The sequence below is a fragment of the Brevibacterium sp. LAARM3_SD1 genome (assembly GCF_057364765.1).
Map to the genome: position 1 here is coordinate 24,177 of NZ_JBNFOL010000004.1, position 19,529 is coordinate 43,705.

General features: G+C 65.1%; 18 protein-coding genes and 1 pseudogene. 8 read left to right on the forward strand and 11 right to left on the reverse strand.

The window, feature by feature from the left end; translation table 11 throughout:
* Window positions 1-8: 8 nt before the first annotated feature.
* The gene (locus tag AC2W7L_RS03000) at window positions 9-866 is read right to left on the reverse strand and encodes a PHP domain-containing protein (protein WP_062242121.1); all 858 of its coding nucleotides are present in this window, start codon (window positions 864-866) and stop codon (window positions 9-11) included.
* A gap of 78 nt (window positions 867-944) precedes the next feature.
* Here AC2W7L_RS03000 and AC2W7L_RS03005 point away from each other — a divergent pair.
* Both AC2W7L_RS03005 and AC2W7L_RS03010 read left to right on the forward strand, forming a co-directional pair.
* Window positions 945-2,469: pseudogene (locus AC2W7L_RS03005) on the forward strand (aminopeptidase P family protein).
* Window positions 2,469-3,560: a P1 family peptidase gene (locus AC2W7L_RS03010; RefSeq protein WP_486003208.1), complete on the forward strand. Its 1,092-nt coding sequence runs from the start codon at window positions 2,469-2,471 to the stop codon at window positions 3,558-3,560. The pseudogene AC2W7L_RS03005 and the gene AC2W7L_RS03010 overlap by 1 nt, the downstream one beginning before the upstream one ends.
* A gap of 108 nt (window positions 3,561-3,668) precedes the next feature.
* On the opposite strand, the gene AC2W7L_RS03015 is transcribed toward AC2W7L_RS03010, so the two are convergent.
* Entirely contained in the window at window positions 3,669-5,594 is a 1,926-nt protein-coding gene (locus AC2W7L_RS03015) for a calcineurin-like phosphoesterase C-terminal domain-containing protein (protein WP_486003209.1), read from the reverse strand.
* A 216-nt stretch (window positions 5,595-5,810) separates the two neighbouring features.
* Between AC2W7L_RS03015 and AC2W7L_RS03020 the strand changes: the two genes are divergently transcribed.
* From AC2W7L_RS03020 to AC2W7L_RS03030, 3 genes are all read left to right on the forward strand, one after another.
* The gene (locus AC2W7L_RS03020) at window positions 5,811-7,085 is read left to right on the forward strand and encodes a magnesium transporter MgtE N-terminal domain-containing protein (protein ID WP_167195642.1); all 1,275 of its coding nucleotides are present in this window, start codon (window positions 5,811-5,813) and stop codon (window positions 7,083-7,085) included.
* Window positions 7,086-7,087: 2 nt separating this feature from the next.
* A complete protein-coding gene (locus tag AC2W7L_RS03025; RefSeq protein ID WP_486003210.1) occupies window positions 7,088-7,636 on the forward strand; it encodes a DUF1003 domain-containing protein in 549 nt (182 codons plus the stop codon).
* A 69-nt stretch (window positions 7,637-7,705) separates the two neighbouring features.
* On the forward strand, window positions 7,706-8,827 hold the full coding sequence (locus AC2W7L_RS03030) for an Mrp/NBP35 family ATP-binding protein (protein WP_486003211.1): 1,122 nt from the start codon (window positions 7,706-7,708) through the stop codon (window positions 8,825-8,827).
* Between the two features lie 243 nt (window positions 8,828-9,070).
* Here AC2W7L_RS03030 and AC2W7L_RS03035 read toward each other — a convergent pair whose 3' ends face one another.
* Window positions 9,071-9,526 carry a twin-arginine translocase TatA/TatE family subunit gene (locus AC2W7L_RS03035; RefSeq protein ID WP_486003212.1) on the reverse strand — a complete coding sequence of 152 codons (456 nt, stop codon included), beginning with the start codon at window positions 9,524-9,526 and terminating at the stop codon, window positions 9,071-9,073.
* Window positions 9,527-9,608: 82 nt separating this feature from the next.
* Here AC2W7L_RS03035 and AC2W7L_RS03040 point away from each other — a divergent pair, with 82 nt between their 5' ends.
* The gene (locus tag AC2W7L_RS03040; RefSeq protein ID WP_486003213.1) at window positions 9,609-9,941 is read left to right on the forward strand and encodes an MGMT family protein; all 333 of its coding nucleotides are present in this window, start codon (window positions 9,609-9,611) and stop codon (window positions 9,939-9,941) included.
* Between the two features lie 36 nt (window positions 9,942-9,977).
* Window positions 9,978-10,613, forward strand: a complete 636-nt coding sequence (locus AC2W7L_RS03045) for an O-methyltransferase (protein ID WP_486003214.1) — start codon at window positions 9,978-9,980, stop codon at window positions 10,611-10,613.
* 78 nt (window positions 10,614-10,691) lie between these two features.
* Here AC2W7L_RS03045 and AC2W7L_RS03050 read toward each other — a convergent pair whose 3' ends face one another.
* The 6 genes from AC2W7L_RS03050 to dapE form a co-directional block, all read right to left on the reverse strand.
* Window positions 10,692-10,862: a DUF3117 domain-containing protein gene (locus tag AC2W7L_RS03050; protein WP_064485784.1), complete on the reverse strand. Its 171-nt coding sequence runs from the start codon at window positions 10,860-10,862 to the stop codon at window positions 10,692-10,694.
* A gap of 117 nt (window positions 10,863-10,979) precedes the next feature.
* Window positions 10,980-12,215 carry a hypothetical protein gene (locus tag AC2W7L_RS03055; protein WP_486003215.1) on the reverse strand — a complete coding sequence of 412 codons (1,236 nt, stop codon included), beginning with the start codon at window positions 12,213-12,215 and terminating at the stop codon, window positions 10,980-10,982.
* Window positions 12,212-12,547 carry a DivIVA domain-containing protein gene (locus tag AC2W7L_RS03060; protein ID WP_486003216.1) on the reverse strand — a complete coding sequence of 112 codons (336 nt, stop codon included), beginning with the start codon at window positions 12,545-12,547 and terminating at the stop codon, window positions 12,212-12,214. The genes AC2W7L_RS03055 and AC2W7L_RS03060 overlap by 4 nt, the downstream gene beginning before the upstream one ends.
* 35 nt (window positions 12,548-12,582) lie before the next feature.
* Window positions 12,583-13,482, reverse strand: coding sequence for a dihydropteroate synthase (gene folP / locus AC2W7L_RS03065; protein WP_486003217.1), 900 nt, complete (start codon window positions 13,480-13,482; stop codon window positions 12,583-12,585).
* Entirely contained in the window at window positions 13,479-14,351 is an 873-nt protein-coding gene (locus tag AC2W7L_RS03070; RefSeq protein WP_486003218.1) for an LOG family protein, read from the reverse strand. The genes folP and AC2W7L_RS03070 overlap by 4 nt, the downstream gene beginning before the upstream one ends.
* Window positions 14,352-14,356: 5 nt before the next feature.
* Window positions 14,357-15,523, reverse strand: a complete 1,167-nt coding sequence (gene dapE / locus AC2W7L_RS03075; RefSeq protein ID WP_486003219.1) for a succinyl-diaminopimelate desuccinylase — start codon at window positions 15,521-15,523, stop codon at window positions 14,357-14,359.
* Window positions 15,524-15,564: 41 nt separating this feature from the next.
* Here dapE and dapD point away from each other — a divergent pair, with 41 nt between their 5' ends.
* A complete protein-coding gene (dapD, locus tag AC2W7L_RS03080) occupies window positions 15,565-16,509 on the forward strand; it encodes a 2,3,4,5-tetrahydropyridine-2,6-dicarboxylate N-succinyltransferase (RefSeq protein WP_486003220.1) in 945 nt (314 codons plus the stop codon).
* A 378-nt stretch (window positions 16,510-16,887) separates the two neighbouring features.
* On the opposite strand, the gene AC2W7L_RS03085 is transcribed toward dapD, so the two are convergent.
* Together AC2W7L_RS03085 and dapC are read right to left on the reverse strand one after the other, a co-directional pair.
* Window positions 16,888-18,171: a citrate synthase gene (locus AC2W7L_RS03085; RefSeq protein WP_167195607.1), complete on the reverse strand. Its 1,284-nt coding sequence runs from the start codon at window positions 18,169-18,171 to the stop codon at window positions 16,888-16,890.
* Between the two features lie 234 nt (window positions 18,172-18,405).
* Window positions 18,406-19,527 (reverse strand): succinyldiaminopimelate transaminase, encoded by a 1,122-nt coding sequence (gene dapC / locus AC2W7L_RS03090; protein ID WP_486003221.1) that lies wholly within the window; start codon window positions 19,525-19,527, stop codon window positions 18,406-18,408.
* Window positions 19,528-19,529 lie beyond the last annotated feature (2 nt).

Sequence of the window (19,529 nt, forward strand, 5' to 3'; positions counted from 1 at the left end):
TGCCGGAATCAGCCCTGGATGTAGTCGACTCCGCCCGGCCGTGAGGCCGCACGCTCGAGCAGCTTCGCGAGCATATGGTCTGAGGTGACATGCTCGCCGAGGCGGTTGGGTTTGCCTGTCCCGTGGTAGTCGCTGGAACCGGTGACGATGAGACCGTGCTCATGTGCCAGACGCCGCATCGCCTCACGCTCCTGCGGAGGGTTGTCGCGGTGGTCGACTTCGAGTCCGTCGAGTCCGGCGGAGATGAATTCGGTCATCGCCGAATCAGGAACGACGCGACCGCGCATGGCCGCACGCGGATGAGCGAAGACCGAGACTCCCCCGGCCTCCCGGATCAGCCCGATCGCCGTGATCGGGTCGATCGTCGGCAGGGACACGTGGTATTTGCCCTGGCTGGACAGAATCGATGAGAACGCTTCTGTGCGGCTCTCGACGACGCCGGCTGCCACCAGCGCATCGGCGATATGCGGACGTCCGATCGTGGCGTCCTCGCCGGAGACCGAGAGCACAGCATCTATGTCGATCGGATAGTCTTCGGCGAGTCGCTCGATGATGAGGTGCGTTCGGTCGAGGCGTGCCCGCCGCGTCTCCTGCACGACCTCGGCCAGCCCCGTGTCGTATGGGTCGTGGAGGTAGGAGAGCAGGTGCACGCTGATTCCCTCGTAGCGACAGGAGATCTCCATTCCCCTCACCAGTCCGAGCCCGTAGACGCGGGCGGCATCTTCGGCAAGGGTCCAACCTGCGGTGGTGTCGTGGTCGGTGAGACCGACGACGTCGATGCCCTCCATCGAGGCTTCTGAGATGAGTTCGGAAGGGGTCTGGGTCCCGTCCGAGAATGCGGTGTGCACATGGAGATCGATGACCATGGTCACAGTGTATCTGCATCTGTCGTTCCGACTTCCACCTGTACGCACCATGTCACTCCGCCCGTCTAGACTGGCGGCATGACAGAGCAGAACTCAGATACCCCAGACTCGACTCAGGACCTCGCAGACCGCGTCAACAACCGCTCGCATCGCCCGAATTCCACCGCCTTCCGCGACTTCGTCGCCTCCGGATGGGATCGCACTCCGCTCAACGCCGAAGCTCTCGCCGCCGCTGGTTTCACCCCGGCCCGACGGGACGCCGTTTCGGCAGCATTCCCCGGTGAACGGCTCGTCGTTCCCGCCGGCGGACTCAAGGTCCGCTCGAACGACACCGACTACCGCTTCCGCGCGCATTCCGCGTTCATCCACCTCACCGGTCTGGAAGCCGATTCCGAACCCGACGCCGTCCTCGTCTTCGAACCCGAGGGTGACAGCCACGACGTGACGCTGTACTTCCGCCCCCGCGCCGGTGCCTATACCGAGGAGTTCTTCTCCGATTCCCGCTACGGCGAGTATTGGGTCGTCGCGCGCGGACCTCGAAGCGATGTCCACCATGACCGGCATCGCCACGGAGAGCTCCGCGACCGTCGATGACGCCATCACCAAGGATCTCGGGGCCATCTCGGTCCGCCTCGTCCGCCAGGCCGATTCCCGCATCGACGGAGTCATCGACCTCGCTCGCACCCAGGTCCAGGCCGATCTCGAGACGTCCGAGGCCGGGGATGCCGAACTGGCTCAGATGCTCTCCGAGCTGCGCCTGATCAAGGATGACCACGAGGTCGAGCAGCTGCGCAAAGCCGTCGCCATCACCCGTGCCGGTTTCGACAATGTCGTGGAATCGCTGCCGAAGGCGCTCGGCCACCGTCGTGGTGAGCGAGTCGTCGAGACCGCGTTCGAGACCGCCGCTCGCTCCGACGGCAACGGAGTCGGCTATGACACGATCGCCGCCTCGGGCAACAATGCCTGCACCCTGCACTGGATCCGCAATGACGGTCAGGTCCGCGACGGCGATCTCATCCTCGTCGATGCCGGAGCTGAAGCCGATTCGCTCTACACTGCGGACATCACTCGCACCCTGCCCGTTTCGGGCACCTTCACCGAGGTGCAGGCGAAGATCTACGACGCTGTGCTCGAAGCCTCCGATGCCGCGTTCGCCGTGGCCGCCGACCACCCCAACCGTCCGGTGAAGTTCCGTGAGGTCCACGAGGCGGCCATGGAGGTCATCGCGAAACGTCTCGAAGAGTTCGGTGTGCTGCCGGTCTCCGCTGCTGAGTCTTTGTCTCCGGAAGGACAGCAGCACCGCCGATGGATGGTCCACGGCACCAGCCATCACCTGGGCCTCGACGTCCATGACTGTGCTCAGGCGAGAGCGGAGATGTACCTGGACGCGACCATCGAACCGGGAATGGTCTTCACCATCGAACCGGGACTGTACTTCAAGTCCGATGACCTGCTGCTGCCCGAGGAGTTCCGCGGCAACGGCGTGCGCATCGAGGACGACGTTCTCGTCACCGCCGACGGAGTCGAGAACCTCTCCGCTGACTTCCCCCGCACCCGCGCCGAGATCGAGGCCTGGGTGCAGGGGCGGTCCCAGGACTGCTGATGGCCTCGGATGCCGCACGCGGTTCCGGCCCTATCGCGCAGCCCGGCCCGTTCCGCGGGCGCGGAATCCTCGAGATCCCCGGTATCCGCCTCGGCCATGCCGGTGAGTTCACCGCTGCCCGAATGACGGGGATCACCACCGTGCTGCCCCCGTCCGGTTCGACCATCGGCGTCGATGTCCGCGGAGGCGGTCCCGCCACGCGTGAGACCGACGTCATCGCGCCGGGCACGCACTCCTACGGCGCCGATGCCATCGTCCTCACCGGCGGGTCCGCGTTCGGCCTGGGTGCCGTGTCCGGCGTCGTCGACACCCTCGCCGAGGCGGGACTCGGATTCCCCGCTCCCGGACTCGCCGGCGCGGTCATTCCGCTCGTCCCCGCCGCCGCGATCTACGACCTCGGTCGCGGGGACGGCTCCGTGGCCCCGCCGAGACCGAACGAAGGCGCCCAAGCGACACACGCGGCGCTGTCCGGTCGGATCGATGAGGTCCGTGGCAGCGTCGGAGTGGGCCTCGGCGCCCGGTCGGGCTTTCAGACTCTGCGTGGAGGACTCGGATCCTTCGCCGTCCGACTGCCCAGTGGGACCACCGTCGCGGCACTTGTCGCGGCGAATTCGCTGGGGACGATCGGCACCCCGTCGGGCGGCCTGTGGTTGGACCCGCTGCTGCGCTCGATCGGTCTCGATCTGCCGACGGTGCAGGGTCTTCCCGCCGCACCGCCGGCGGATTCCGGGACGGCGGCGAAGAACACGACGATCGCGATCGTCGCCACTGACGCACGACTCGACCCGGCTCAGACCACACGGATGGCCGCGGGAGCGCATGCCGGCATCTCACGAGCAGTGCAGCCCTCGCACACTCTCTTCGACGGTGACACGGTCTTCGGCATCGCCACCGGAGCCGATGAGCTGCCGACAGACCGCGACGCCGCCACTCGCGAGCTCGTGATGATCACCGCAGCGGCGGCCGATGCTCTCAGCCTGGCGATCCTCGACGCCCATGCTTCGGCGACACCCGTCGCCGGGGCATCGGGGCAGCCGCCGACACTGAGCGAGATCGCACCGGACTTCACCTCTGCGTTCACTTCACTCTGAACGCAGAGACGGGGCCCGCCGTTCGGCGGGCCCCGCTTCTCTCAGCAAGTCCAGCACTCAAGCGGTGCCATCCGAGGGCCGCGCTGAGATGCTGCTCCTGCTGGACTGTCAGTCGTTGCGGACCGACTGAGCCTCTTCGGAGTCGAGACCCTTCGGGTCTCGGACTTCCTTCTTCTGCTGAGCATCGAAGCCGTCCTGACGCAGCAGCTTCTGCGATTCGGTCTTCGCCGCGGCCTCATCCTCGACCACAGTGAACCGGACCGACTCGGTGAAGTCACGACCGTAGCGGTCGGTTCCGGTCACCTCGGCGGTGTGGGTGCCCAGATCGAGATCCGAGGGGATCTCGGTCCGCCACAGGTGCGAGCTCGACTGGCCCACATTGCCGGAGGTGCGCAGGTTCTGTGACGCCGTGTACGGATCGGTGTACTCCCAGCCCTTCGCCAGGGCTTCGCCCTTGCCCGGCTGAGTGTGCTCGGACTGCTTCGGCGCTTTGCCGTCGAAGCTGACCTCGACTCGTGCGTCCGAGGTGCCGGCGAGGAAGCTCGAGGTCAGCCAGGTCTCGCCCTGCTTGAGGTCCTCGCGGGTGACGACGCGTTCGGAGATCTCCTTCGGAGCAGTGCCCTCCTTGTCCGCGTCCTGCCACTCCTGTGCCTTCTGCGCCCAGTCACGCCACTGCGGCGAGTTCACGCCGAGCAGCAGCTGATGGTCATCTGATTCGTTGCGCACGGTGTAACGTTCGCTGCGCGAAGCACCGTCGTATTCGAGAGTGAGCACGCCCGGCTCGGAAGCGTCCTGAGTGAATGAGTACGGCAGTCCATCGGCGTTGAGGCCTCCGGAGTACCAGTCACCGGAGACGGCACCGGCGACGATCTGCGTGTTCGGCAGCTTCTCGATCCCGGCTTCCGCCCATTCCTTCCGCGTCTCCCCTGCAACGAGGTTCTCCTGCGTGTGGGTGTGCCCGCCGACGGTCACAGCATTCGGATAGTCGGCGATGACGTCGTAGAAGTCCTTCGCATTGTCGACGACGACCTCTTTGTGCGTGAGGATGGGCGCGTGGGTGGCGATGACGACCTGCGCGTTCTTCGGCACGTTCTTCAGATCGTTCTCCAGCCAGGTCAGCTGCTCCTGACTGATCTTCTCCTTGTACTTCTTCCGGTTCGCCTTGCCTTCGTATTCGATGCTGTCGAGGACGACGAAGTGGGTCTTGCCGACGTCGTAGGAGAAGTACGAAGGTCCGAACTGATCACGGAATGTGTCGAGGGCATGTGAGTCATCGACGGCGTCGTAGTCCTGATCGTGGTTGCCCGGTGCCACGCGGACAGGGCCGTTCATCTGCGAGTAGATATCGCGCAGTTCGTCATTGAGGCTGAGGTCGTCACCGACGTTGTCGCCGAGCAGGAGCACTCCACAGGCTCCGTAATCGCTGCGGTCGGCAAGGTCGCCGACGGCTCCGTCACGGGCGTAGCCCATCTCCGTCATGTCATAGGCCTGGGTGTCAGACGCGATCGGGCAGTTCTGGTCGTCCTTCGCCGAGGCCTGCGATTCGATCATCGGGAAGTTCACGGCCTTCGGCGTCTCACCTGTGGGTTCGATGCCTCCGAACTCCAGATCGCCGGAGCCTTCGGGCAGGTGGTTGTAGCTGAACTGAGCGACCTTGTCCTCATCGACGGGCACCTGCCATCCGGAGGGCTGAGTGATCGAAACGGTCATGTTCTCTCGCACGGGCAGCTCGTAGCGGCCGTCTCCGTCGGTCTGGACGACGTCGACTCCGTTGCTCACCGCGACGCCGGAGACGCCCTTCTCATCACCATCGAGCTTCGAGTTCTCGTTGACGTCGTCGAAGACCTGTCCGGTGAACTTCTTCGGATCGTCCGCCTTGCCGCGGTCGACCTGGACGTGGCCTTCGTAGAGTTCGGCCGGCGCGTCCGCGGCCATTGCCGAGGTCGGTGAGAGAAGCGGAGCCAAGAGTGAGAGCGCGGCGCAGGCTCCCAAGCCTGCGGCAGCGGTGCGCGAGCGGATTCGTCGTGTCTGCATAGATTTCTCCTGTATTCGACTGTGGCGGGTTCTGCCGAGAAATGACCCTAGGGAGACGGGGCGACCACGAGATGAAGCAGGCAGGACGGCTTGATGAATAGAAGAAGAGGGCGGATGGAACCCGACGCCCGGTCGGTTCACCGCCGGCGACTGTGATCTGGATTCAATTCGTTGCGGCAACCACTGCAATCTCCACGCACCACGTAGTCTGAGACCATGAGTGGTCCACCGAAAAGAGTCTTCGTCGCCCGGCTCGTCTCCGCCCCTGTGTTCGACCCTCTCGGAGATCAGGTCGGCCGTGTCCGCGACGCCGTCATCGTCTACCGTGCGACGATGCGGCAGTTCCCCCGAGTCATCGGCCTCGTCGTCGAGGTGCCGGGCCGCCGCCGCGTATTCGTGCCGATGGGACGGGTCACCGCGATCGATTCCGGGCAGGTCATCACCACCGGTCTGGTGAATATGCGCCGGTTCGAACAGCGCGAGTCGGAGACCCTGGTGATGAATGACCTGCTCGACCGGCGGCTGCGTCTGCGAGAGGACAACTCACCGGTGCTCGTCGAAGACGTCGGCATCGAACAGCAGGTGAACAAGGACTGGGAGGTCACCCGCCTATTCGTGCGACGTGTGCCCGAACGCAGCGCCTTCGCCGCGTTCCGCCGGCGCGGTGAGACCAAGCAGATCGATTGGACGGATGCCGACCATCCGGTGGACTCCGAGGTCGATCAGGAAGCCACCCAGCTCATCGCCGCCTACCAGGACACGAAGCCTGCCGACCTCGCCGATGTGCTCTTCGAGATGAATTCGTCCCGTCGCCTCCAGGTGGCCCGGGCACTTGATGACGAACGCCTCGCCGACGTCGTCGAGGAGCTGCCGGCCGAAACCCAGATCGAGATCCTCACGGGGCTCGAGACCGAACGAGCCGTGACCGTGCTCGAGGAGATGGAACCTGATGACGCGGCCGACCTCCTCGGCGAGCTCAGTGATGATCAGGCCGAACGGTTCCTGACTCTCATGGAGCCCGATGAGGCCGAGGATGTGCGTACTCTTCTCGCCTACGACGACGACACCGCCGGCGGTCTGATGACGACCGAACCGGTGATCCTCACCCCGGAAGCCACCGTCGCCGAGGCCCTGGCACATGTGCGCCGGGAGGACCTGCCTGCAGCCCTGGCCGCGGCGGTCTTCGTCTGCCGTCAGCCGGTGGAGACCCCGACTGGCAAGTACCTCGGCCTCGTCCACATCCAGGAGATGCTGCGCCATCCCCCGCACGAGGCGGTGGGCATCATGCTCGACACCGAGGTCGAACCGCTGTCGCCGGAGACTCCTCTCGGCGAAGTGGCGAAGCTGTTGGCCGCGTACAATCTGGTGTCGGTGCCGATCACCGACGACAATGATCGCCTCGTCGGTGTGGTCACCGTCGATGACGTCCTCGACGAGCTTCTGCCCGAGGACTGGCGAACCACCGGTCGTGACGATCGCAGCAGGGGGTAGATATGGCCGTCGATGATTTCGAGATCCCGAGGTCGAGCAAACGCAAGCTCCCGAGCTTCGCCGTGTCCCCCGAGACCTTCGGGCGGGGAGCCGAAGCCTTCGCCCGGTTCATGGGCACTCCGGCGTTCCTCGTCGGAATGACGGTGTTCTGTGCGGTGTGGCTGCTGTGGAACACCCTGCTGCCCGAATCATGGCAGTTCGACCCGAGGTCGCTCAACTTCACCCTGCTGACCCTCATCCTGTCCCTGCAGGCGTCCTATGCGGCCCCGCTGATCCTGCTCGCAGAGAACCGCAGCACCGACCGCGACCGCGTCGAGTTCGAACACGATCGGCAGCGCGCCGAACGCAATCTCGCCGACACCGAGTACCTGGCACGGGAGGTGGCGGCGCTGCGCATCGCCATGCGTGAGGTCGCCACCCGTGACTTCATCCGGTCCGAGCTCAAGGATCTGCTCAAGGAATTGGAAGAGGAGAGACAGGACGGTGACCGGTCCGACGACACCGATTCCCGGCCGACCGAACAGCGCCGAGGCGGCCCGCGCAGCGGATGACGGAACGACGGGCGAAGCGGTAGGGTTGAGAGCCCGGCAGCACTGATCCGGGAAGGAAAGGACGTGGGTATGACTGGTCCCTCTGAAGACGCTGTGAGAGAGGCACTGACCGGCGTCATCGACCCGGAGATCCGCCGCAGCATCGTCGAACTCGATATGGTCGAATCGATCGGCATCGAGGGCGGCAAGGTCACCGTCACTGTTCTCCTCACGATCGCCGGCTGCCCGCTGAAGGACACCATCACCCGGGACACTGAAGCCGCAGTGGCCCGAGTCGACGGGGTCACCGAGGTGGCTGTCGTGCTGGGCACGATGAACCCCGAACAGCGCAAGGCGATGAAGGAGAAGCTGCAGGGCACCGGTACCCGCGACATCCCGTTCAACCGCTCCGAGTCGCTGACGAAGGTCTACGCCGTCGCTTCCGGAAAGGGCGGAGTCGGCAAGTCCTCGGTGACCGCTAACCTCGCCGTGTCTCTGGCCGACAAAGGCCTGCGCGTCGGCATCGTCGATGCCGATATCTACGGCTTCTCCATCCCCGGAATGCTCGGTCTCTCCGGAAAGCCGACCCGCGTCGATGAGATGATCCTGCCCCAGGTCGCTCACAATGTGAAGGTGATGAGCATCGGCATGTTCGTCCCGCCGAGCCAGGCCGTAGTCTGGCGGGGTCCGATGCTCCATCGCGCCCTGCAGCAGTTCCTCACGGATGTGTTCTGGGGCGACCTCGACGTGCTCCTGCTCGATCTGCCGCCCGGCACCGGTGATATTGCGATCTCCGTGGCACAGCTGCTGCCCGGTTCCGAACTCCTCGTCGTCACCACGCCTCAGTCCGCGGCCGCCCAGGTCGCCGAACGCGCGGGATCCATCGCCACACAGACGAAGCAGAAGCTGGCGGGAGTCATCGAGAACATGTCGTGGATGGAGATGCCCGACGGCACTCGGATGGAGGTGTTCGGCTCCGGCGGAGGTGCCAGCGTGGCAGAGAACCTCGCCGCCACCCTCGAACACGAGGTTCCGCTGCTCGCTCAGATTCCCTTGGACACTCGTCTGCGGGAAGGATCGGATGCCGGCAATCCGGTCGTGCTCGGCAGCCCCGAGTCGCCCGCGGCGCAGGCCTTCGACTCCCTCGCGGAGTCGCTGCGGCGACGCAGTCGCGGACTGTCCGGCAGATCTCTGGGCCTGAGCCCGGTCTGAGTCGGTGTCTCCCCTCTCTCCTCGCAGCATCCTCGTCTGCTCTGTTTTCTCCGGCATCGAGTTGAAGAAGGGCGGATCGTAGTTCTGCCGCGGGTATGCGGATGAGCTGTGCTCGAATCCCGAGCATCCCGCGGTGATGAAGAACTGAGTCGCTGAGGCCGTTGCTGCGGTGAACACGGAGAGCGCCGACGCCGCAGTGGGCCGTTCAGGCTCTGGGACGATCCGGCGCTGTCGGAGAAGAACTCAGGTGGCTTCAGGATCGAACGGTGCCGCGGCGGAACGGTCGCGCAGGTCGACCTGGGTCTGGAACCGTTCGATGGGTGACAATTCCCGGGCGGGGGCCGCCTCGGTGTCGGTCTGAGTCGACGCTGCAGCACCTGAGGACTCTGCCGATGACGATTCGCCGGCGGTCCGTTCCTGACGCTTGGATTCGCGGATGGCCGCGTCCTCTTCGACGAGTGCCTCGCGCACGATCCGGCGCGGATCGTACTGACGCGGGTCGAGCTTCTGCCAGTCCACGTCCTTGAAGTCGTCGCCGAAATCGCGTCGGACGCTGTCTTTCGCGCCTTCGGCCATGCGACGCATCTGGCGCACGAAGTCGCGCAGCTTCTGAGCGTATTCGGGCAGGCGTTTGGGTCCGATGACGACCAACGCCACAACGATCAGAATCACCATCTCGGTGCCGTTGATACCGAACATGGTCTCAAGTCTACCGTGGACGGCGGTAGCATCGACTCATGGTCAGCACAGGTTCGACAACTCGATCATGCCGGGAGGTGCAGTGGACGAGATAGCCGTCGAACGGGTGCTGCGCATCGTCGAACTCGTTCCCGCCGCGCGCGTCGTCGCCTACGGAACGGTCGGCGCCGTCGCCGACTGCTCACCCCGTTACGTCGGGCGGGTGATGCGGGAATTCGGGTCGAACGTCACGTGGTGGCGGGTCGTCAATGCGGCCGGGGCTCTGCCGGCCGAGATCTTCGCTCGAGCCCGCATCCACTGGGATGACGAAGGCACTCCCCATTCTCACCAGCGCGTCGAACGCACGGCATTCCTCGATGTCGATGAACTCGATCAGCTGTGGCGCACCCACGGAATCGATCCCGAATGCGGTTAGACTTGGGAGAACTCAGCACCAGATGGGAGGGGCCGGTTGGCACGCGAAAATGCAGGTGATCTCACCTTCTCGGAACAGTACAACGGTCCCGATCCGCTGCTCGATGCCGCTCGCACCCACTCTCATGAGTTCGGAATCGCGCCGGTGTCCCAGACCACGGCGAAGACGCTGACTCTGCTTGCCCGACTGCTCACCCCGGTGGCGGCCGTCGAAGTCGGCACCGGGGTCGGAACATCGACCCTGTCGCTGCTGCGCGGAATGCCCACCGCCGGGATACTCACGTCCATCGATACGAACTCCACGACTCAGGGCGCTGCTCGCGACCTCGTCGACATGGCCGGGATCAGACCTGGTCGGCTGCGGCTGATGAGCGGCCGTGCCGAAGAGGTGCTCAAACGACTCGCTCCTGCGGCCTATGACATGGTCTTCATCGACGTGGAGCCGGGCAATCTGGAGAGGATGATCCAGCCGTCACTGCGGCTGCTCGACTCCCAGGGCCTGCTGGTCATCCACAAGACGCTGCTCAAGGGCGCCGTCGCCGATCCCGTCGATCGCAGCCCGCGTACCCAAGCTTCCCGCGGCATGCTCAACCGCATCGCGGAACAGGAACACCTCGAGCGGGTGCTGCTGCCCATCGGCGAAGGTCTGCTGCTTCTGCAGAAGACCCGGTGAAGCGAAAACAGCAGAGACTTACAGGTAAGTCTCTGCTGTTCGTGCGTCTCCGTCCGGCCGTGTTCTGCGGCCGTCGGCTCAGAGCCCCAGTGTCTGGGCGAGAGTGTCGTGGAGTCCGGTGGCTTCATCTCTGCTGAGTTCGATCACCAGGCGACCTCCGCCTTCGACTGGAAGCCGCATCACCATGCTTCGGCCTTCTTCGGTCACTTCCAGAGGTCCGTCGCCGGTGCGGGGTTTCTGGGCTGCCATATGGGCTCTTCCTTCCGTTGTCATACAAAGACGGTTCACACCAGGTGGACCGAAAGATGTACTCCCGATTATTCCATGATCCGCGCGTTCCCGGTAACTCTCCCACTCAATGGACGATCACGGCGGCAGATCAGCGGGCGGAGTGAAGTGCCACAGGTAGGCGACCCACACGATCTGGAGAAGGATATAGGCCATCAGCATCGCTGCCCGGTAGCCTCGGGAGCGCACCAGCGCCAGGGTCAGTGCCATCGGGAAAAGCGGCAGCAGCAGTCGCAGGGTGGAGGTCTGCGGATTGAAGAAGATGAGCAGGTACACACCGTAGCCGAGGCAGAACAGCTGGAGGGTCCGTCCCATATGCGCGCCGGCCGGAGAGAAGATCAGGGCGAGCATTCCGGCGATGACGATGGCGAGCAGCACCGGGCCGAGCGGACCGATGAGGCTGATCGACCGAGCCACCCACTGGACGACGAACGTGGTCTCTCCGGTGTGCCAGGCCGCCTCGGTGTCGGTATAGGCCGTCAGCGAACCTGTCGCCCACCATGCGTGGATCGGGTGGATGAGGGCCGCCGCGCAGGAGAGCACGCCCAGGGTCCAGGACCGGATCGCCTCACCGGCCGGATACGGATCGCTGCGGCGGCGGAGGAAGCGGTCGATGAGGTGGAAGAGCATGAAGAACGAGAACGCCACGCCGATGGGTCGCGACAGATCCATGAAGACGACGACAGGGAGCGCGGTGAGATAGCGGCGTTCGACCACGAGGAAGAGCGCCGTCGCCTGCAGCAGGAGAGTCAGGGATTCGGCATAGCCGGTGGAGAAGATGGCGGCCGGCGGGAAGAACATCACGAGCGCCAGTCCCATCAGGGCCTGTCCGGCGTCGACGTACTTCCGGAAGAGGTGGAGGACGACGATCGAGGCCAGCCCCGCGGCAAGCGTGGACACGATCGGCGAGATGACCTCGTAGCTCAGCCCCGTGAGGTCGGCCAGAGTGGACACGATCGACGGGTGCAGCGGATAGAATGCCCACTGGTTCTCCGCCACCGCTCCCGTATCGTCGACGGGCAGGATGCGCGGATACCCCTCATCGGCGACGCGTCCGTACCAGCCGCCGTCCCAGAAGTTGAGGAAGTCATTGAGCGTCGTGCTCACCGGGGACGACGACCAGTTCGCCGGGTCCTGACGTTTGAGGACCGCGGCGAAGATCGACATGCTCACGACCCGGGATGCGAAGTACACGGCCACGGCCTGCAGCCACACGGGCAGGCTCATGAACAGAGCGCCGAGGCGGCTGAAGCGGGAGGAGTCGAAGACTTCGGAGGCGAGGGTGATTCCGGGCAGGTCTGCGGGGCGGGTCATCGTGATCCGGCAGCGGTTTCCGGTCCGTCAGGAGCGGTCGTCGGGCCGGCTGTGATTGCCGCCTCGGCGGAGGTGGTCGCGGATTCCAGCTCGCTCAGGCGTGCGCGCAGCACCGCCATGGCCTCGTCGACGTCGTCCATCCGGTAGCCGCGCAGGGCGGGCCGGAAACGCACCGACTCCAGGTCCTCACTCGTGAACTCCGCAGGCAGCCCGGTCCAGCGTTCTTCGGCCTCGTCGACGGTTTCGGACGAGAAGACGTTGAAGGTCGCCGCGACGACGAACACGAGGACGAAGATCGCGGCCGCGACACCGATGACAATCCACAGAGGCATGCCCCCATTTTCGCATAGGCAAGTGCGCGCAACGCTCAGCGCAGTCCGCGCACGGTGTGTTTCGGTGCCGCTTCGCCGGTGATCGCCACGGTCACGTCGATGGCGTCGGCAGTCGCCCGCACGTCGTGGGTGCGGATCATCGCCGCGCCTTTCTCGATGGCCAGCGCGGTGGCGGCGATCGTGCCGTACAGGCGGTCCTGCGGGGCGACCTCGCCGATCGCCTCACCGACGAAGTCCTTGCGTGAGATCGCCAGCAGCACCGGGTAGCCGGTGGCGGTGAACCGTTCGAGTTCGCGCAGCAGCCGCAGCGAGTGATAGGTGTTCTTTCCGAAGTCCGGTGTCGGATCGATGATGATCCGGTCGTCGGGAACGCCCGCCGCACGGGCCGCCTCGGCGAGCTCGATGACGCCGGACAGGGTCGAGTCGACGACCTCACCGGCCTGCAGACCATAGCGGTTGCGGTGAGCGTCGGTGCGCGGGTCCAGTCCCCCGGTGTGGGAGCAGACGATGCCGACACCGTGTCGGGCAGCCACCTCGGCGAGTTTCGGGTCGACCCCGGCCCAAGTGTCATTGAGCAGTCCCGCGCCGGCCCGGCAGGCGGCCTCGGCGACCTCATGACGCCAGGTGTCGACGCTGATGAGCATGTGCGGGTGGGACCCGGCGACGGCTTCGATGGTCGGGCACACGCGGTCGATCTCCTCGCTCACGGAGATCTCCCGGCCGCGACCGGCGCGCACTCCCCCGATATCGACGATGTGGGCACCGGCGGACGCCGCCGCCTCGACGACGGTGATCGCCTCATCGAGGGTGGCGGCGGATTCGTAGAAGGAATCGGTGGTGCGGTTGATCACGGCCATGATCGCCGGGGTGCCGGGCCGGGCGCGGGCCAGATCGAACCGTTCGGTCTCCGCCGCTGGTGAAGTGCCGCCCCTCACTGTCGGCCGTCCACAGGATTCGACGCGGTTGAGTCATTCGCTCCCGGTCCGATCGCGGCGACGACCTCGTCGATGTCGTCGGTGAGGGTGAACATGTGCAGGTCTGCTTCGCTGATCGTTCCCGCGGCGAGAAGCGAATCGCGCATCCAATCGACGAGTCCGCGCCAATAGTCGGTTCCGAACAGCACGATCGGAAACGAGGTGATCTTGCCGGTCTGGACCATGGTGAGGGCCTCGAAGAGCTCGTCCAGTGTGCCCAAGCCGCCGGGCATGACGACGAATCCCCGCGAGTACTTGAGGAACATGGTCTTGCGCACGAAGAAGTAGCGGAAGTTCACGCCGAGTTCGACGTGCTCGTTGAGGCCGGTTTCGAAGGGCAGCTCGATGCCCAGTCCGATGGACACTCCCCCGCCCTCGCAGGCGCCGTGGTTGCCGGCCTCCATGATTCCGGGGCCTCCGCCGGTGATGATCGCATTGCCGTTCTCTGCGATGCGGCGGGCGATCTCCCGTGTGTCCGAATAGGCTTGCGTGCCGGCTTTGAGACGGGCGGAGCCGAAGATCGACACGGCGGGTCCGATCTCTGCCAGTGAGCCGAATCCTTCGACGAACTCGGCTTGGATGCGCATGACGCGCCACGGATCCTCGTGCACCCAGTCGGTGCCCGACTTCGATTCGAGGAGACGCTGGTCCGTCGTCGTCTCCGGCACCTGGTCACCGCTCAGCCGCAGCGGCCCCTTGCTGTAGTAGCTTGGGTCGCCGGCTGTGTCGGACTTCGGATCCCCTGTCGGGGTGCCTGTCAGGGTGCCCGCAGAATCACCTGCCGAGGCGCCTATCGCATCGCCTCTCGGATCGTCCGTCGCTCTGGTCATCTCGTTCACCGACCCTGGAGGTAGCTGCGCAGAGTTGCGGTGGCCTGTTCCACCTCGGTGACTCTCACATGCTCATCCGACTTGTGGGCATACAGCGGGTTGCCGGGACCGAAATTCACCGCCGGAACGCCGAGCGCGCTGAATCGCGACACATCCGTCCAGCCGAGCTTCGGGGCCGGGGACAGACCGAGGGTGTCGATGAAGTCCTGCGCGATCGCCCTGTCGAGCCCGGGGCGTGCCCCTTCGGCGGCGTCGGTGACGACGACGTCGAATCCGGTGAACAGCTCGCGCAGGAAGGCCTCTGCTTCGGCTGCGGACTTGCTTGGGGCGAAGCGATAGTTCACGGAGACGACGCATTCGTCGGGCACGACGTTTCCGGCGACTCCCCCGCGGATGTTCACGGCGGACAGGGATTCGCGGTAGTCGAGGCCGTCGACCGTGACCGTGTCGGTTTCGAATTCGGCGAGCCTGGTGAGCACCTCGGCGGCGGAGTGGATGGCGTTGACGCCCATGAATGCCCGGGCCGAGTGGGCGCGGACCCCGGTGGTGGTGACGTCGACGCGGATGGTTCCGTTGCAGCCGCCTTCGACCGAGGCATTCGAGGGTTCGCCGAGGATCGCGAAGTCGCCGGCCAGCCAGTCGGGGTGGTTGCGGGAGACGCGGCCGAGCCCATTGAGCGAGGCATCGACCTCCTCGTGGTCGTAGAAGACCCAGCTGACATCGCGGCTCGGTGCCGTCAGTGCTGCCGCCGTGGACAGCTGCATCGCCACTCCGGCCTTCATATCGCAGGCTCCCCGGCCCCAGATGACCTCATCGTCAGGGTAGTTCTCTCCGGTCATGTGGGTGCGCACCGGCGGAAGGTTGTCTTCGACAGGAACGGTGTCGAGATGGCCGGCGACGACGATGCGCTCGGACAGACCGAGGTTCGTGCGAGCGACGATGGTGTCTCCATCGCGGAGGATCTCCAGGTCTGGTCCCGGTCCCGCGCTGATCTTCTCCAGCACGTCGACGACGGCGTCGGCCAGGGCGGTTTCGTTCCCGGACACGGATTCGACGGCGCACAGGCGGCCGGTGAGTTCGGCCGGGTCGCCCAGTGCGGCGAACAGGTACTCACCGAGCTCGCCGGCAGGAGCGAATATGGCATCAGTCTCAGCAGTTGGATCGACAGTCATGTCTCTTAGCCTAGTACGGCGCCACCGTCTAGGCTTGAGGCATGACAGAACGCATAGTTTCCGCACGTGGACTCGCCACGATTCACTCCGACACCGTCCTCTCCGTCTGGTATCCCGCCCTGAGCACCGGTGATACCCATGACGCCGCCGAGGCGGCCGCCACCGCCCGCGCAGCCGACGATGGCCTCGACGCCCTGGTGGGCACCGATGAGGCTCGCGGCACCCGCTCCGAGGTCGTCACCACCACGATCGATCTCGACGCCGGTCCCGCCTCGGCGGCCGATGCCTACCTGCGTCTGCACGCGCTCTCCCACCGCGTCGTGGCTCCCAACGATGTCAACCTCGACGGCATCTTCGGCCATATCGCCAATGTCGTGTGGACGTCCTTCGGCGCCTGCTCGCCCGAAGACTTCGAGGCCACTCGCGCGAAGCTGCTGGCCCGCGGACCCGTCGCCGTATACGGACTCGACAAGTTCCCGCGGATGACCGACTTCGTCATCCCCTCCGGTGTGCGCATCGCTGATGCCGACCGTGTCCGCCTTGGCGCCCACCTGGCTCCCGGCACCACGGTCATGCACGAAGGCTTCGTGAACTTCAACGCCGGCACGCTGGGTTCGGCCATGGTCGAAGGCCGCGTCTCGCAGGGCGTCGTCGTCGGTGACGGATCGGACATCGGCGGCGGAGCCTCGATCATGGGCACGCTCTCCGGCGGCGGAACACACCGCATCTCCATCGGCTCGGGCAGCCTGCTCGGTGCGAATGCCGGAGTCGGCATCTCCATCGGCGACGACTGCATCGTGGAAGCCGGCCTCTACATCACCGCCGGCACCCGCGTGACGGTTCCCGGCGAAGGCGATGCCGTGGTCAAGGCAGCCGACCTCAGCGGGAAGAACAACATCCTCTTCCGCCGCAATTCGGTCACCGGCACCGTCGAGGCGATCGCCCGCGACTCCAAGGGCATCGAGCTCAACCCCGACCTGCACTGACCGTCGGCCCAGCCGAATCGCTGAGGGCGCGTTCACATCGTGTGGACGCGCCCTCAGCACATTCATTCACTCCCGGGGCAGCGTGTGCTCAGCGCATTCATTTCTGTGCCGGCGCCCGCCATCCAGCATGCTTCGTGCCGAAACACCGCCATCGTCGCAAGTCGTCCCGGGACTGCCACAACGCCCCGCTCCTGCTGGTGGTTATGGCACGAGGGGTGAGGGATGCTGCGGCAGAGCCCGGGCGATCGGGAATAGTGAATGACCAACGGCGTCGGGCAGAAGACTCTGCTCCGACGCCGTTGCGTCTGACCGCGGCACTCCCCGTGCCGTGGCGGTGCTCAGTCGTCCGCGGAAAAGCGGACTGCCGATCACCGGGACTCAGCGTTCGCTGATGTCCTTATAGGTCCGGTTGTATTCACCCGTGTAGATCTGGCGAGGACGGCCGATCTTCGTCTCGGGGTCCTTGATCATCTCACGCCACTGCGCGATCCAGCCGGGCAGCCGGCCGACCGAGAAGAGCACGGTGAACATATTCGTCGGGAATCCGAGCGCCTTGTAGATAAGGCCCGTGTAGAAGTCGACGTTCGGGTAGAGCTTGCGCTCGACGAAGTAGTCGTCGGCCAGCGCGATCTCTTCGAGCTGCTGAGCCAGTTCGAGCAGCGGGTCGCCGCCGGAACGGGCGAGCACTTCGTCTGCCGTCTTCTTGATGATCTTCGCACGCGGATCGTAGTTCTTGTAAACGCGGTGTCCGAAGCCCATGAGACGAACGCCGTCTTCCTTGTTCTTCACGCGTTCCATGAACTTCTTCGGTCCATCGTCCGAGGCCGCGATCTGCTCGAGCATCTCGAGAACTGCGGAGTTCGCGCCGCCGTGCAGCGGTCCGGCCAGGGCATTGACGCCGGCCGAGATCGACTGGAACACATTCGCCTGCGAAGAGCCGACGAGACGCACAGTCGAGGTCGAGCAGTTCTGCTCGTGGTCGGCGTGGAGGATGAACAGCTGATCCATGGCCTTGACCGCCAGCGGATCCGGCTCATACTCCTCAGCGGGAACGCCGAAGTTCACACGCAGGAAGTTCTCCACGAGGCTGAGCGAGTTATCCGGGTGGATGACCGGCAGGCCCATGTTCTTCCGGTGCGCGAGAGCGGCGATGGTCGGCATCTTCGCGAGCAGACGGAACGACGAGGTGTCGATCTGGTCTTCGTCAAAGACATCGAGGTCATCTTGGTAGAACGTCGACAAAGCCGCGACTGCAGCTGCCACCATGGGCATCGGATGGGCATCGTACGGGAACGCGCGGAAGAAGCGGCGCAGATCCTCGTGGACGATGGTGTGTCCGCGCAGGCGAGCGTCGAAGGCGTCGTACTGTTCCTGAGTCGGCAGCTCACCGTAGATGAGGAGGTAGCAGACTTCGACGAAGTTCGACTGTTCGGCGAGCTGTTCGATCGGGTACCCGCGGTACTGCAGTTCACCGTTGTCACCATCGATGTAGGTGATGGACGACGAGGTGGTTGCGGTGTTGGCAAACCCTGGATCGTATGTGACCGAGCCGGTCTCTTTCAGCAGAGAGCCGATGCGGTATCCGTTGTTGCCCGCTGCGGCCGACACCTCGGGCAGTGTCAGCTCCTTATCAGCGATCCTGAGGTTCGCCTCCGAAGTCATTCGATCTCCTCACCGTTGATCGGCCTCAAGAACTTCCTGAGGTATCTTGCACAGTTCTTTCAAAGACTACCGACAACTGCGGGAATCAAAAAATCACTGCACCCTGCATCTACTGGTCGGTAATACTCCTGAGCAGGGCAGATGACAGATATTTTGCCCTGAACGAAGTCTTAGCACGAACTTAGCGGACGCTCGGAAACCGTCGGTTTCCGAGCGCCCATTCCCGCTCCGGGTTCAGTTCGCGGCGGATCTGAGCCTCTCAGCCGCGGCCCGAATCCGTTCGTCGGTGGCAGTCAGCGCAATCCGCACGTGGTCGGCCGCCGCAGCCCCGTAGAACTCGCCGGGACCCGCGACGATGCCGAGTTCGGCCAGGTCAGCCAGGGATTCCCAGCAGTTCTTGTCCGCGGTCGACCACAGGTAGAGACCGGCGGTCGAATGGTCGATGCGGAATCCGAACTCTTCGAGACCAGTTCGCAGCTGCTCGCGCCGTGACCGATAGGCCCCCTTCTGAGCGAGCACGTGCGCGGTGTCGCGCAGTCCGGCGACCATCGCCTCCTGGATCGGGAACGGCACGATCATTCCCGCGTGTTTGCGGGATCGGGTGAGATCGGCGATGAGTTCGGCATCACCGGTGACGAACGCCGCCCGGTACCCGGCGAGGTTCGACTGCTTCGACATCGAGTACACACTCAGCACGCCGGCGAAAGACTCCCCCGCGGCCGAGAGCACACTCGGTGCCGGCTCATCGGATTCCCAATTGAGCAGTCCGTAGCATTCGTCGGAAGCGACGACGACTCCGGCGGCACGAGCACGCCGAACCACCTCGGCGATGGTGTCGACGTCGAGGACCTCGCCGGTCGGGTTGCTCGGAGTGTTGATCCACAGCAGCCCGATGCCGTCCAAGGAGGCTCCGTCGACGATCTGCGCGGCGTCGAGGCGGAGGCAGTCGACCCCGGCGATCGTCGCACCCATCTCGTAGGTCGGGTAGGCGGCGGAGGGACAGGCGACGCTCAGTCCTCGTTCACGCAGCCCCAGCAGCGTCGGCAGCCAGGCCACGAGCTCCTTCGATCCCACGGTCGGCAGGATCTGAGTCGCGGGATCGAGCTGGACCGAATGCCAATGCTCGTACCACCAGGCGATGGCCTCGCGCAGCTGCGCGGTGCCGGCCGTCGTCGGGTAGCCGTGGGCGTCTCCTGCGTCCGACAGCGCACGACGGATCACCTCGGGGGTGGGGTCGACGGGCGTGCCGATGGAGAGGTCACATACTCCGTCCGGATGTGCCTCGGCCCGCCGCCGGAACTCGGTGAGGCGGTCCCAGGGGTAGTCCGGAAGGTTGAGTCCGAAAGCGTTCGTCATCG

Bases quoted from the DNA above. Each gene is read 5' to 3' on its own strand.
- dapC (WP_486003221.1), bottom strand. From the start codon at position 19,527: ATGACGAACGCTTTCGGACTCAACCTTCCGGACTACCCCTGGGACCGC.
- AC2W7L_RS03030 (WP_486003211.1), top strand. From the start codon at position 7,706: ATGACTGGTCCCTCTGAAGACGCTGTGAGAGAGGCACTGACCGGCGTC.
- AC2W7L_RS03050 (WP_064485784.1), bottom strand. From the start codon at position 10,862: ATGGCAGCCCAGAAACCCCGCACCGGCGACGGACCTCTGGAAGTGACC.
- AC2W7L_RS03000 (WP_062242121.1), bottom strand. From the start codon at position 866: ATGGTCATCGATCTCCATGTGCACACCGCATTCTCGGACGGGACCCAG.
- dapD (WP_486003220.1), top strand. From the start codon at position 15,565: ATGACAGAACGCATAGTTTCCGCACGTGGACTCGCCACGATTCACTCC.
- AC2W7L_RS03025 (WP_486003210.1), top strand. From the start codon at position 7,088: ATGGCCGTCGATGATTTCGAGATCCCGAGGTCGAGCAAACGCAAGCTC.
- AC2W7L_RS03020 (WP_167195642.1), top strand. From the start codon at position 5,811: ATGAGTGGTCCACCGAAAAGAGTCTTCGTCGCCCGGCTCGTCTCCGCC.
- AC2W7L_RS03015 (WP_486003209.1), bottom strand. From the start codon at position 5,594: ATGCAGACACGACGAATCCGCTCGCGCACCGCTGCCGCAGGCTTGGGA.
- AC2W7L_RS03035 (WP_486003212.1), bottom strand. From the start codon at position 9,526: ATGTTCGGTATCAACGGCACCGAGATGGTGATTCTGATCGTTGTGGCG.
- AC2W7L_RS03010 (WP_486003208.1), top strand. From the start codon at position 2,469: ATGGCCTCGGATGCCGCACGCGGTTCCGGCCCTATCGCGCAGCCCGGC.
- AC2W7L_RS03060 (WP_486003216.1), bottom strand. From the start codon at position 12,547: ATGCCTCTGTGGATTGTCATCGGTGTCGCGGCCGCGATCTTCGTCCTC.
- AC2W7L_RS03070 (WP_486003218.1), bottom strand. From the start codon at position 14,351: ATGACCAGAGCGACGGACGATCCGAGAGGCGATGCGATAGGCGCCTCG.
- AC2W7L_RS03085 (WP_167195607.1), bottom strand. From the start codon at position 18,171: ATGACTTCGGAGGCGAACCTCAGGATCGCTGATAAGGAGCTGACACTG.
- AC2W7L_RS03055 (WP_486003215.1), bottom strand. From the start codon at position 12,215: ATGACCCGCCCCGCAGACCTGCCCGGAATCACCCTCGCCTCCGAAGTC.
- dapE (WP_486003219.1), bottom strand. From the start codon at position 15,523: ATGACTGTCGATCCAACTGCTGAGACTGATGCCATATTCGCTCCTGCC.